This is a genomic window from Bradyrhizobium sp. SZCCHNS1050, assembly GCF_032484785.1.
Classification (GTDB): Bacteria; Pseudomonadota; Alphaproteobacteria; order Rhizobiales; family Xanthobacteraceae; genus Bradyrhizobium.
Genome location: NZ_JAUETR010000001.1, coordinates 5,011,953 through 5,025,815 on the forward strand (window position 1 = coordinate 5,011,953; position 13,863 = coordinate 5,025,815).

The 13,863-nt window shown below is 65.9% G+C and carries 6 protein-coding genes; 5 read left to right on the forward strand and 1 reads right to left on the reverse strand.

What is annotated here, in order from left to right; genetic code table 11:
* Nucleotides 1-31: 31 nt before the first annotated feature.
* Nucleotides 32-5,068, reverse strand: coding sequence for a helicase (locus tag QX094_RS22705; RefSeq protein WP_316186008.1), 5,037 nt, complete (start codon nt 5,066-5,068; stop codon nt 32-34).
* Nucleotides 5,069-5,985: 917 nt separating this feature from the next.
* Here QX094_RS22705 and QX094_RS22710 point away from each other — a divergent pair.
* From QX094_RS22710 to QX094_RS22730, 5 genes are all read left to right on the forward strand, one after another.
* On the forward strand, nt 5,986-7,824 hold the full coding sequence (locus QX094_RS22710; protein WP_316186009.1) for a porin: 1,839 nt from the start codon (nt 5,986-5,988) through the stop codon (nt 7,822-7,824).
* Nucleotides 7,825-7,962: 138 nt separating this feature from the next.
* Nucleotides 7,963-10,320 (forward strand): type II secretion system secretin GspD, encoded by a 2,358-nt coding sequence (gspD, locus tag QX094_RS22715; protein ID WP_316186010.1) that lies wholly within the window; start codon nt 7,963-7,965, stop codon nt 10,318-10,320.
* On the forward strand, nt 10,317-10,844 hold the full coding sequence (locus QX094_RS22720; RefSeq protein ID WP_316186011.1) for a tetratricopeptide repeat protein: 528 nt from the start codon (nt 10,317-10,319) through the stop codon (nt 10,842-10,844). The genes gspD and QX094_RS22720 overlap by 4 nt, the downstream gene beginning before the upstream one ends.
* 113 nt (nt 10,845-10,957) lie before the next feature.
* The gene (locus QX094_RS22725) at nt 10,958-12,634 is read left to right on the forward strand and encodes a GspE/PulE family protein (protein WP_316186012.1); all 1,677 of its coding nucleotides are present in this window, start codon (nt 10,958-10,960) and stop codon (nt 12,632-12,634) included.
* Nucleotides 12,635-12,638: 4 nt separating this feature from the next.
* Complete coding sequence (locus tag QX094_RS22730; RefSeq protein ID WP_316186013.1) at nt 12,639-13,853, forward strand: type II secretion system F family protein; 1,215 nt, start codon at nt 12,639-12,641, stop codon at nt 13,851-13,853.
* Nucleotides 13,854-13,863: the final 10 nt, after the last annotated feature.

The following is a 13,863-nucleotide window of genomic DNA, read 5'->3' on the forward strand; positions in this document are numbered from 1 at the left end:
GCGCCTTCCGTGCGTCGGCCTTGCCGCCGGATCATTGTCCCCAGGCGGCAAACGCATCCTTGAACGCGCGCTCACCGTCCGCTCCCTTCTCGATCGCCAGCACCGCCCGGCTGCCGCCATTGTAGACGATCGGGATGTCGATCCAGTCCTTGCCCTTGAGCAGCAACACGTTCCGCTTCATGTCGACATCCCCCGCCGACAGCGCGATCATGAAGAACTCCGGCGTCACCTTGGCGGTCATGGTGGTCAACGGGGTCCCGCGACCCGCTTCCTTGGGCTTCATGCTGACGCCCTTCAAGGTCTCCACCCCGGCGTGAGACGGGTCGTCCGGCCAGTTGAACTTGATCTCCATGATGTGGCTCGCCGGCATTTCGGCTTCCTTGTTTGGACGCAGCGACAACGTCGCCGTCATCCTCTTGTCGATCTCGACATCGCCTTTGATCGAGGCTGGCACCGCTCCTGCCGCAGGCTCGACATGCCAGGTGACTTTCCCGAGATAGCGCTTGCCGTGCGGATCCTGCGGATCCTCCTGGTACAGCACGGCATGTGACACCATCGTCTCGGTCGCGCTCCCCGTGGTGATCGCATCGCCGCCAGCACCGCCCCTGGCGTCAGGCGTTATCCGATCCGCGATGACGTTGCGCGGCTCGGCGGCGGCCGGCGAGGCGGCATTCCAGGACACCGGGAGTCGGTTCAAAACGGTTTGCAAGGACGTCGTGATCCGGCTCGCCGCCGGCTGCCAGTAGATCGATGCGCCAACCACCGCGACCGCCAAGCCGGCGGCAGCGGCCATCATGTGCCGGCGGAGCGAGCGGTGTGGACGCCTCGCTCCATGATCAGGCCGCGGACGCCGACCCGGCGACAGCGCGCGATGATCGATACGGACAGCGGCGGGCTCCGACGCGGCTTGACCGGGTGTCATCGTCTCGGACGTTTCCACCTCGTGGGCGAGCACGGCCACTCGTGCGACGGCGGCATCGTCCGCCGGCGACTTTGCAGCCTGCGCAGAACGATCGGCCACGGGCGGCTCATTCTCCGCGATGTCGACCGGCGCTGCGGGCGCGACGGACGCCGGCGGCGCAGAGGCGGGCGTATCAGACGACGAGGCGGTACGCGTTTCATCGGTCGCGACCTCATGCTCGCGGCGCCGCGTTGGACGCGCCCCGATGCCGGCGCCGGCGCGGTTGCCCAGCCAATCCGGCACCGGACTCTCGATCGAGATGGCCGGCTCAGCGCGTTGCTCCGAGAGCCGCGCCAGCGACAGGCTTTCGGCCACCGTGGCGATCTCGTCTTCCAGCGAATAGGCGCGGCGCGTTACGGATCGCGCGGATGCCGGGTGATCCTCCGCAGCGCCAGCGAGCCGCGCGGGAGCCGGATGCGGGCTGGTCGCCGGCGGTGCCGATGGCTGCGGTGAGCCGACGGCTGCAAGCGCGACCGGATCGACCCGGCGAGCGTGCTCCCGAAGTCTGATCATCCGGTCGGGAAACAGCATCTTGACGAAATCGCAGAGCGCTGCGCCCGGCAGCAGGAACCGGCGCATGGCAGCCGGACCGCTGCGCAGGATGCTGCGTGCGATGGTTTCGATGTCGTGCTCACCTTGCGCGACGCGCTCGCCGGTCTGCCGATCGTCATCGATGACGACGACCTTGCGGGCCCGGAGCATCGCAGTGAGTTCGCGCAGATCGGATTGCGAGGCATCGTCGATGACGACGAGATCAAATGCGCCGAGCCGGGCCGGTAGCTGCTCGGCCACGCGCCATGCCGGCACGAGCTGGCATGGGATGCCTTCGTAGCAGCTCTCGAGTGCCTCGCGTGCAGCCTGACGCAACCGGCATGCGGTGGGGCCGGAACAGGTCGCTGCCATCTTTCTCAGCGTAGTCATGAACACGGTGAGCGCCTGCCTCATGGCGCTGCCGGTGTTCTGTGCCAGGCCGAGATGCATCCGTGCCACGACGACCTGACCGAACAGCTCGCGCAGTCGCGTCTCCAGCGCCGCGCGCTGGTCGGACAGGCCCTGCAAACGCTGATGCTGACCGATGCCTTCGGTCTGCCGCATCAGCACCGCCCAATTCCAGGCCATCATCCAATCTGCAACGAGCACCGGATCCCCGGTCTGCGGATGTGCCGGCTCGGTCCTGATCCGCCGGGCGAAGGCGTCCGCTCCGGCCTCGGTGATCGCTCGGCAGACCTCGTCGAGCAGTTCGAAATCTTGGCGCCGGTCGTGCAGCGACTGCAGCCGGGTGCGAAGGGTGCTCCAGCGTGTCTCGATGTCGCGCGGGTCGACACCGTCGCGGCCGATCTGCGAGAGCACGTCGGCATGAGCCTGCGTTGCGATCTTGCCGCTGCCGCCAAACAGCTCGTTCAGCCGGGTGAGCTCCAGCCGCTGCTTGCCGATGCGGAGAGCCATGCTCCTCACTGCGGCTGCGAGCGCAGAAAGTCGTCGGCCGTCACCGAGCAATCCGGCGATCGCGTCGTCCGGCATCGACAGCTTCGGTGCGGCGGAGAGAACATTGCGCTTCGCCAGCGCCGCCAGCACGATCGCGGCCTCGACGCTTTTGACGACGCGCTCGTGACCGTGGAACGTGTGAGAGGAGTCCGGCTCGGGCGCAGGCGCACCGATTTCGGCCGCTAGCGATCGCCATCTGGCGTCGAGCGAATGCAGGTGCCGACGCCAGGTCAGATAGTCGCGAACATGGCCCCAGTCGGCCGCGCCTTTCGGCGCGAAGCCAGCCACCCTGATCGCCTCCACGGTCTGCTTCAACGCACGGCCGGACAGGGAGAATGTCGCGAACGGCCTTGCTCCGGCCGACAGCCGTTCGACAATCGTGAGCAGTTCCTGGCTGGCGAAGGCGTCCGCCGGCGTTTCCACCGGCCGAACCAGGAAGCCGGCACGTTGCGACAGCAGGGACGACGCATCGCGGGCAAAATCGACGAGGATGCCACCGTCAACCGACATTGCATCGGCCTTGCGGCCGACCGGCGACAGCGCTGCGAGCCAGGGCTCGTCGGCAATGACCCGGTGGGCCGCCGCGAGCGCGTCGAGGTCGCCGGCGAGCAAGTCCGCTCCGTCCGGCCCGAGCTCCGCGATGATCTGGCAGGCAAGCCGGCCGTCATGGCTTTCGCCATCGATCCGCGCCGGCTGCAGGTCCTCGTGCAAACGTCTCACGGTCACGGCGTCCGGCAGGGCCGCGATTTCCGGGAGCGCGTCGTCGACATATGCGAGATCGGCACCCAGCCGAACTCGCGCCTCACGGGCCTGCTCGACTGCCGCAACCAGAAGGTCGCTCTCACTCACGAATCGTGACGGCTGGTCGGTGAACCAGGCATAGGCGTCGCGGTCGGCGATCAGCGTGGTCAACGCGTCGAACGGCAGGTCGGGGACACCGGATGACCGCAGCATGCTGCGGCTGGCGATGTCTGCGAACGCGTCATCGAGACGCGATATCTCGACGCTGGTCGCGATGATGTCGCGCTCCAGCCGATTGACCTGTTCCGCCTGCGCGCGCGGGTTCGTGGTCTTGAGGATCGACAGCAGCCGGCTGACGACTGTCTCCGCATGCTTCAAGACGTCCTTGTCGGAGCCGGTCAGATCGACGGTCAGATCACGGACGGCGCGCGGCAGCTTCTCGGACAACAGTCCGAGTGCAGCCTCGTTGCGCGAGACGACGAGAACGCGCAGGCCCATTGCGAGGTGATGGCAAACCAGGTTGACGAGGGTGGACGTGCGCTCGGACCCGCGCGCGCCTTGCACGACAAGTCCGTCCGATCGCCGGAGCTGTCGCACGACCTCCATCTGGTCGGAGTTCGTCGGCAGCGGAAAGAACAGGTCGCCGTGATCCGCCGCGATCTGCGCATCCGGCCCGACGTCGATCGGGTCACCGATCACGCCGGATAGACGACGGCGCGCGCCGTCATGGGCTTCGTGGTCCGGCGCGCCAAGCAGGAGGCGAGACAGTGCCGCCAGGCAGCAAGCGTCGCCGGGCGCGTATTCGATCGCTCGCTTCAGCCGCTCGATGTCGCGCAACAGCAGTGCGTCCGAGCGCGGCCGCGCAAAGATCACCCAGCGATCGGAGACGACCAGTTGCTCGTCCTCCTCGGGAAGCAGCAACGCCGAGTCGGGCATGGTGGGACAGTAGATCCCATGCGGGTCGAGCTGTGAGCCGATGGCGCTGAGAACCGGCTCGAAGCTGGCGGGCTGGAATGGCGAAAGCTCGTTGCCGCGCTCGATCGTCTCGAGCAACTGCTCGGCCGTTTGCCCCGCCAATCCGGCCGCTGATGTCAGCGGTTCGAACGCCTTGAGATTGACCGTCGCGCCGACCATGCGGGGCCGGATTCTGATTTCGGTGTCGGAGCCATCGAGGACCTCGATCTCGACCAGGCGTTCGAGCAGCGGAAGATCCAACTCGCGGCCTTGTTGCCGCCAGCGTGACACGCCAATGCCCCACACGATTTCGCAGCTGCCATCGTTGCCTCCGGCTCCCGCCACGCGAGCCATCTCGCGCAATCGCTGGTGAACCGCGATGGTCTTGCGGCGTAGCCGCTCGGCCGCGGCCCAATTGGTCCACGAGCCGGCGAGATAGCGGTCCAGACGCTCGACGATGTCCGGGCGTTGCTCAAGATGCAATCGCACGTTCCAGAGCCCGGCGGCCTCCCCCGAGCCGCTCGCCGGCGAGCAGTGCTCGGCGCGTGCGTGACCGGCCGCGATCAGCCGGTCTTTTTCCGCCGCGTGCACCGTGCTCGTCACGCGTTGCCGAACCAGCGGGCGACGGTCCGGATCAGCGGACACGTCAATCCACATCGCCAGGTCGTACTCGACGGCGGGAGGATCGGTGGCGACCAGGCGTTCGATGGAGAGCCACACGGGGCCATCAGCGTCGAACGTGTTGTAGGTAATGCCGGGCAGCTTCTCCAGCTCGTGCTGATGAAACACGAAGCATTGTCCGCCCGCAAGCCGATGGTCAGACAGGCGCGCGACCGCACGTGCATCGCGCAGGATCATCTCGGTGAGATACCCAAGAACATTCTGCAACGGTCCGGCCGCCGGCTCCAACCGATGGACAGCGTTCATAGTGCCTCTCCGATGATAGCGGCGACCAAGCGAAGCAATCGGTTCACCCTCAACTCCCGTCCTGACGTCCGTCCCGCTTTGCAGAAAATTCCGTCACGCGCGTCGAAGAAGATGGACGTATCTGACTATTCACGATCCTGATGTGGTCAGGCGACGTCTTCGTCGATGGCATTCGAGGGAATACTGAAGCCAACGTCAGATAGACCACACTAACTGGCGAATAATAGCGTCACGCAATGCGGCGTAATGATGGGAACGAGTCCGAGCGTGTCGTCGACCCTGAAAACTGCGCCAACTGATTTGTTGTCATTTCGAGAACCACCGTTGTCGGTTCGCGTAACCGGTTTAGAATCTCTTTAAAGAAGCCGAGCGCCTTTCCGGTTTGACTGCCTTGATCGGAAGGGGCTGGTATTCGCGTGCGTAGATGCGACATCTCCACGAGAGAAGCGTGCGGCGTCTTGCCGCAATCTCAGTCGCGTCCGCTTGCAGCTTTTCGTTGGATTCCATTGCTTCGTCCGAGCTGCGCCATCGCGCGAACGCAATTTCTTTCGGAGTAGGGCCGTCGTTGGCGAAGTGTGACGTCGCTTATTACTTCGCGATGTAAAGGCATGAATGCAGCCCTACGCTGCGCCGCCCGACGCTCCGCACGCCGGGCATGAACCCAGCAGCAATTATCAATGACTGAAAACACTTAGCCAGATCTCGGCAGGCGTCCAAGCGATTGGTAGGCCAGCCGCGTCTCCGCCGCGCAACGAGCGCCGCCCAAGTGCTGACACGCGAGCATCTCCGACGAGCCCAAGTATCGACATCGCGGGCTTCTAGCGCGAATGGCTCGCAGTCGCGCACGAATTCTGTGCTCACGGCGGCGCGGGCGAAGGGGATGCACGTCCGCGCATCATCATGGGGAGGTTTGACTGATGGTCTTGATTAGCTGCAGCGGAAGGCGCGCAGATTGCTCCGCGTCTTCACACGACGGCGCTTTGAGTATTGGCAAAGGCGGCGGCCCGCTTCGCGGCCGCGACCGACTCCTGCCATCTCTGCTTGCCGCCGTATCGACATTGGCGTTGAGCGCCGCAGCAGCCCAGGCTGCCGACGCCGGCTCGGCGCGGTCCACGGACGGGGCAGCCGTCAAAGCGCTGATGGCGAAGCTCGAGTCCATGGAGCAGCGCATCAACAGTCTTCAAGTCGAGCTCAAGGACGCCAAGGCAAAGAAGACGACCAGCGTCGGACAGTCCGCATCACTTGCATCTCGCCGCCCGGCCGACCCGATGCCTCTGATCGGCGCCAAGGACGCGCGTGCCGGAGGTGCGAAAGCCTCCGACAACGCGCAGGCTGCGTCCAGCCAGCCGGTCGGCACCGCCATGGCGCTCGCCGACTCGAAGGACGTCAGGGACAGTGGGTCGAAGGGGGCTGATGCCGGACCATCGCCATCCCCGGCATCACGGCTGGCGGCAGCGTTCGCCGATTCGGATTCCAAGCCGCGATTCCTGCCGGCAGCAGATCTAAAAGCACCTGCGCCGCAGCCCAGCAGAGACCTGTTCGGCGCCGCGCCGTCGCCGGTCCCCGGCATGAAGATCGGCATGTACGGCGAGATCAAGCTCGGCTCGATGCAAAATCCCGCAGCGAACGGTCAGTGGCAGAACGGCTTCGACATGGCCCGCCTTGTCTTGCTGCCAACCTATCAGGTCAATGACTCCATCACCTTCAACGCGGAGCTGGAATGGGAGCATGGCGGCACCGCATTCGATAACGACGACAAGCTGCATGGTGCGGTCGAGGTCGAGCAGGCCTTCTTCGACATCAAGTTCAACGACCACTTCACCCTGCGTTCGCCGGGTATCGATCTCATCCCGATCTCCTTCACCAACCTGTATCACGAGCCGACGCTGTTCTACAGCGTGCAGCGGCCGGAGCTTGCCAACGGCCTGATCCCGACGACGTGGTACGCGCCATCGGCAGGGTTTCACGGCAAAATCATCGACGGCTTGAACTATCAGTTCCAGGTCAGCCAGAGCGCGGAGGATTTCGGCGACGGATTCGATCATCGCGGCGACAATGGTCATATCAATCCGGGCGGCTATGAAGGCGGCATCAGCGGCTCGGAAGCGCTCGCGCTCTCGCGAGCGCCGATCGGCGATTTCCGGCAGCTGAGCAACCAGCTCGCCTATACGCTGCGGCTGAGCTACACGCCGTCGTTCCTTCCCGGCTTTGCCGGAAGCTCGGCGATCTATTATTCGCCGAACGTCACGCCGCGGGGCGCCTATGCGACGCTGCCGGACGGCAGCGAGGTGCCGCTCGGCAAGAACGCGATGACGATCTTCAATACCGAGGCCCGCTATCGCGTTCCGAACACCGGGCTGGAGCTGCGGGCTGAATATGCCCACGTAAACTTCTCCAATCCGGAGAACCTCCGCGCCAACAATGATCTCGTCGACGACAACAACGTCGGCAAGAACATGTGGGGCTACTCCGGCGAGATCGCCTACCACTTCAGGGCGCCCAACGACTACGACATCGTGCCGTTCTATCGCTATACCCGACAGAACTTCCAGACGTCGGGCATGCTCGGCTCCGATCTCACCAACGGCCTGAACAACATCACGGGCAGTGGTGACATGACGTTCCACGATGTCGGCCTTGCCGTGTTTCCGAATCCCAGCCTGGTTTACAAGCTGAACTACACCAAGGTGATCGATCACAGCGCGGCGGGGGCGATGTCCGACCGGGTTCTCGCGGGCGTCGGCTGGCTCTGGTAGCCGACCGACGCGAGCAGGGGCCGTCGGCCTGCCGGCAGCGGCTTCTCTTCGCAAGACACAGGTTGGAGCACCCGGGCGGAGCGCGACCGCTCTCCGCCCGGGTGTGCCTCGAAACGTAGAACGGACTCGGCAGATCGGGTGGGCGGGCGAGTGGTTGAGATTGCTGATTTGAGCGCAGCTTGGCTGCGATGCCGCACGCTCGCAACGTTGCTCACGATGTCGATCGCGTTGGCGGGCTGCAACCCGGCGACGCTCGGCAGCGATAGCCGCGGCGATGACGTGCTTGACAAGGTCGGCCGGATCGACCTTTCGCCGCGCTATCCCAGGCAGGCCATGCCGGAGCAGTCGCCGGCGGCGCGGCGTGCCCGGGCCGAGATCTATGGCGGCAATGACGATGCACGAGATGCCAGGGACGCGCGAGCGGAAGCGCCGGCCGCGGGCTCGCTCCCGATCCAGCAGGTGGCCGCGCATTCGCAGCCGGTTGGCAACGGGTTCGAGCTGAACTTCGAGAATACGCCGATCGCGACGGTGGCGAAGGTCGTGCTCGGCGACGTCCTCGGCGTCGGCTACACCATCGATCCAAGGATCCAGGGAACGGTCAGCCTGTCCTCGGTGCGCCCGGTCCCGAAATCGGACGTTGCCTACGTGCTCGAGAACGCGCTCCGGCTCTCGGGGACGGCGCTGGTTCGCGACAACTCCGGATACCGGCTGATTCCACTCGGCGACGCAGTGGGTGCCGGCAACGTCGATCCCGCCGGAGGCTCGGCAGAGCCCGGTTACGGCATCTCCGTGCTGCCGCTGCAATATGTCTCCGCCCCGACACTGCTGAAGCTGCTCGACAGCTTTGCACTCAAGCCCGGCACGGTGCGCGCCGATCCCGGCCGCAACCTGCTGCTGATCCAGGGGACGGGCGCCGAGCGCCGCACCGCGATCGATGCCGCGCTGAGCTTCGATGCGGACTGGATGCGCGGACAGTCGGTCGGGATCTTTCCCATCGTCAATGGCAATCCCGAGCCGATCGTCGCCGAGCTCGAGAAGATCATGGACACCGGCGACAGCGGGCTCGGCCAGAACATGGTCAAGTTCCAGACTGTCAGCCGGATGAACGCGGTCATGGTCATCAGCCGCAAGCCGGCGCTGCTGCATACGGCGGAGACCTGGATCAAGCGGCTCGATGCCGGCAACACGCTGCGCAACAGCGTCCATGTCTACCGTGTCAAGTATGGCGAGGCGCGCCAGATGGCGCGGGTGCTGAACGACATGTTCACCGGAAACGCGGGCAGCGCGGCCGAGGGATCGTCGACTGACCTCGCTCCCGGGTCCGGAGCATCGTCGAGCTCGAGCAGCGAACGGCTCTCGGCCGCCGGCACGACGGCCCAGTCGGGCGGCTTCGCGAGCCAGCAGCAGGGCAACGCCGGCCTGGTCGCCAACCGCGGCTTCGGCGGGGCGCCGCCGCCGACCCAGGCCGGCCTTGATACGGGATCGGAATCGCGCGCATCGGGTTCGGGCGGCAAGCCGCTCATGGAGGGCGTGCGGATCACGCCCGACGTCGTCAACAACACGCTTCTCATCTATGCCGACAGGGAAAACTACCGGCTGATCGAAGCCACCCTGCGTCAGTGCGATCGTCCGCAGCTGCAGGTCGCGATCGACGCGACGATCGCCGAAGTCACGCTCAACGATTCGCTGAACTACGGCGTGCAGGCCTATCTCACCAGCAAGAACCTCGGCCTGAGACCCGACCAGGGGTCAGTGCTCAACACCACCTCGACATCGGCGCCGGCAACGGTCGCCTCGGCCGCGGGAACGATCACCAACGCCTTTCTCAGCCGCGCTTTTCCCGGGTTCAATTTCCTGGTCGGGTCGGAATCCCAGCCGAGCGCGATCCTCAGCGCGCTGCATACCGTCACCGACGTCAAGGTGCTGTCCAACCCGTCGCTGGTGGTGATCGACAACCAGGCGGCGACATTGCAGGTCGGCGACCAGGTGCCGGTCTCGACCGGCAGCGCCACGGTGCTCACGACTAACAACACGGTCGTCAACACGATCGACTACCGCAACACCGGAATCATCCTGCGCGTCGCTCCGCGGGTCAACGAGAACGGCAACGTCCGGCTGGAGATCGAGCAGGAGATCAGCAACGTCTCGCCGCAGACCGCCAACAGCCTCACGCCGACGGTCGCGCAGCGCAAGGTGAAGAGCTCGGTGGCAGTTGCCAGCGGCCAGACCGTGCTGCTGGCCGGTCTCATCAGCGAAACCCATCAGGGCAGCCGCAGCGGCGTTCCGGGAATCGACCAGATCCCGGGCCTCGGCGACCTCTTCAGCAACAACGACCGCAGCCGCGGGCGGACCGAGCTGATCATCTTCATTCGCCCCCAGATCATCCGCGACGGCACCGACGCCCACTACGTCGCGGAGGAGCTGCGCTCCAAGCTGCGCGGCACGATCAGGCCGGTCTCGACGAGTGCGCTTCAGACACCGCGGGTCAGTCGATGATGCGGCATGCGACGACGGCCTTCGCTGTTCTGGCGCTCGCCTTCGGCATCGCCGCGGCCGATGCGCGGCCGCGCGGAAACGCGTGGGCCGCGCTGGCGCGCGGCGATTATGTCAGGGCGGCCGCAGGGTTGGCGCCGATGGCGCAGAGTGGACATCCGCCCGCCATGACCGCGCTCGGCTACATGTATGAAAACGGGTTCGGCGTCCCGCAGTCCTACGAGGCGGCGGTCGAGCTCTATATCGGAGCCGCCGAGCGCGGCGACCCGACGGCGCAGCACCTCTTGGGCCTGAGCTACGACAAGGGGCATGGCGCCTGCCAGGACCTCGTGCTGGCCTACAAATGGCTCGATCTTGCGGCGGCCGCAGCGCCCAATCGTCTGCGCGAGCCTTATTTGCGAATCCGGGACGCCGTCGCGTTCAAGATGTCGCCCGATCAGATCGCCGACGGCCAGCGGCTCGCGCTCGAATGGCGGCCGATGCAGCCCGGCGGAGTTCGCGCGACCGCATCGATTTCGGGTTTGTAGTTGTTCTAATCAGCTGACCGTAGAAGGGTCATCTTTGGTATCGAGAACGAACTGCTCAACAATCCAGACCTCGACAATGAGGTGATCGACAACGATCCGTCACGGGACGCGCCATGAGCTCGACTCCTCCTCTACGATTGGCCGACGATCTGCAGGATGGCCGGGGGCCGGTCCGGCTCGCCGCTGGACGGGTCGGCGCTGCGGCGCAGAAAAGCGCGGGGATGGGATCATCGACGGCGACCAATCCCGCCGGTCCCGAGTCCGCCGACGACATCGCGCGGCAGCTCGGATTGACTCGGATCGCGCTGTCCGATTTGCTGGCGTCCAAACCGCTCACAGAACATTTTTCACGGCGCTTCCTGCGGGAGACGATGGTCTTCCCGTTCCAATCCGCCGGGCACGGACCATGCCTTGCGGTGGCGGATCCCCGCGACACCGCAGCGCTACGCGCCGCGGAGCTGGTGTTCGGCAGGGCGGTCGAACTGGTGGTCGCCTCCGCCGAGGATGTTGCCACGGCGCTGAACCGGCTCGCCGGCGAGGACGAGGTACCGGCGCGCAACGAAACGGCTGAGCCGCAGCTGGGCGACGACGACATCGAGGGCTTGCGCGACCTCGCCACCGGAGCGCCGGTGGTACGCGCGGTCAACGATCTGTTCGAGCGGGCGGTGGAGCTGCGCGCCAGCGACATCCATGTCGAGGCGATGCGGAGCGGGCTATCGGTCCGGATGCGTGTCGACGGCCTGCTGAAGCCGCTCCCTGAGCCGTCCGGCGTGCTGCCCCAAGCCGTCATCTCGCGCATCAAGATCGTCGCCGGGCTGAACATCGCGGAACGGCGCCTGCCTCAGGATGGCGCTGCGCGGCTTCGCATCGGCCGCATCGAGTTGGACGTGCGCGTCGCCGTGATGCCTACGCAATATGGCGAGTCGGCGGTGATCCGGCTGCTTCCGAAGGATCGGGGTCTGCTCGCGATCGAGAAGCTCGGCTTTTCCCCTCACGACGATCGATCGCTGCGCCGCCTGCTGGCGCTGCCGCACGGCATGATCGTGATCTGCGGGCCGACCGGCAGCGGCAAGACCACCACGCTCGCCACCGCGCTGTCGATCCTCAACGAGCCCACGCGCAAGATCCTCACCATCGAGGACCCGGTCGAGTATGAGATACCGGGCATCAACCAATCGCAGGTCAAGCCATCGATCGGGTTGACCTTCGCCTCCGCCCTGCGGTCCTTCGTGCGGCAGGATCCCGATGTGATCATGGTCGGAGAGGTCCGTGACGGCGAGACCGCCCACGTCGCGGTCCATGCCGCGCTGACCGGCCATCTCGTGCTGACCACGCTGCATACCGAGAACGCCGCGGCTGCTGTGCCGCGTTTGCTCGATCTCGGCGTCGAGGACTTTCTGCTGCGCTCGACGCTCCGCGCGGTGATCGCCCAGCGGCTGGTGCGCCGGCTGTGCGAGCGCTGCAGGTCGAAGCGGATGCTCGGCGCCGACGATCTCTGCGCGGACCCGCGCTACGCCGCGGTGGGCTTCGACGTCGGCGAGACGGTCTACGAGCCGGCGGGTTGCGAGCACTGCGGCGGCACCGGCTATCGCGGCCGGCTCGGCATCTTCGAGGTTCTGGAGCTGAATCCGGAGATCCGGTCACTGATCCAGGGCACGACCGATGCGGCCGTGATCGACCGCAGCGCCATTCTGAACGGCATGACCACGATGCTCGACGATGGTGTCGCGAAGTGCCGGGCCGGCACCACGTCGGTCGCGGAGATCCTGCGCGTCACAACGTTACGGTGAGCCGGTGAGCAGATTCCGCTATCGCGCACTGACCGAGAACGGCGACGTCGTGCACGGCACGATCTCGGCTGCGACGGCCAAGGAGGTGATCGACCGGATCGAGTATCTGCGGCTGCTGCCGATCGAGACGGTCGAGGAAAAGGCCGCGAGCGTCCTCGCCCGCGACGCGTTGGCGCTGTTCGGCGGTCCGACGCCTGGCGATGTCACGACCTTCACGCGTGATCTGGCGCTGTTGTTGAAGGCCGGAGCCCGGCTCGAGGATTCGCTCGAGCTTCTCGCTGGCGATGCCGATATCGGTCGGCTGCGTCCGATCGTCAGCCGGTTGCGATCCAGCGTCCTGGCTGGAGAAAGCTTCGCCGAAGCCCTGGCGCATCATGCCTTGCAGTTTCCCGCGATGTATGTCGCGCTGGTGCGGGTCGGGGAGGTCTCGGGCACTCTTGATCACGTGCTCGATGTGCTCGGCGCCGAGCGGGCACGCGCGGAAGCCATGCGTCGCAAACTCAGCGACGCGATGCAGTACCCGCTGTTCGTCCTGATCGCCGCGCTTCTGGTGATGCTGTTCTTCTTCATCGTCGTGCTGCCGCAGTTCTCGGCGGTGCTGCGCGATTTCGGCGCCAGGTCCGACGCTGCCATCAACACGTTTCTCGACATCTCCGATTTCGTCCGTGGCAACGGCGCGGCGATCGCGCTGTCGGCGAGCGCGCTGATTGCTGCCGCTCTCCTTCTCCTTGGCCGCGCAAGCGTGCGCGCTGCCGTGATCGCGCGGGTCTGCCAGCTTCCGGGCCTCGCGACCGTGTTCACGTCGTATCGCACGAGCGTATTCTGCCGCAATCTCGCGATCCTGCTCGGCAGCGGGCTGACCTTGACGGCGACGCTGCGCGTCCTGGTCGACATCATGGCGGCCACCGGCAGCGCTGCGGCGTGGAACGCAGCGGCCGACCGCGTTCGTCAGGGCGGCAAGCTATCGGAAGCGCTGGCGGCGACGAACATTCTGCCGGCCATGGCCACGCGGATGATCCGGATCGGCGAGGAGACCGGACAGCTGCCGGTTCTCGCCGGCCGCATCGCCGAGTTCTACGAGGCGAAGCTGCAGCGCGGCCTCGATCGCATCGTGGGCATCGTCGGTCCGGCCGCGATCATTCTCATCAGCACCGTCGTGGGCGGTCTCATCGTCTCGGTGATGACCGCGCTGCTGTCGGTGACGCAACTCGTCGGGTAGAACAAGATGG

Coding starts and splice junctions, on each gene's coding strand:
- QX094_RS22705 (WP_316186008.1), bottom strand. CDS start 5,068: ATGAACGCTGTCCATCGGTTGGAGCCGGCGGCCGGACCGTTGCAGAAT.
- QX094_RS22710 (WP_316186009.1), top strand. CDS start 5,986: ATGGTCTTGATTAGCTGCAGCGGAAGGCGCGCAGATTGCTCCGCGTCT.
- QX094_RS22720 (WP_316186011.1), top strand. CDS start 10,317: ATGATGCGGCATGCGACGACGGCCTTCGCTGTTCTGGCGCTCGCCTTC.
- QX094_RS22725 (WP_316186012.1), top strand. CDS start 10,958: ATGAGCTCGACTCCTCCTCTACGATTGGCCGACGATCTGCAGGATGGC.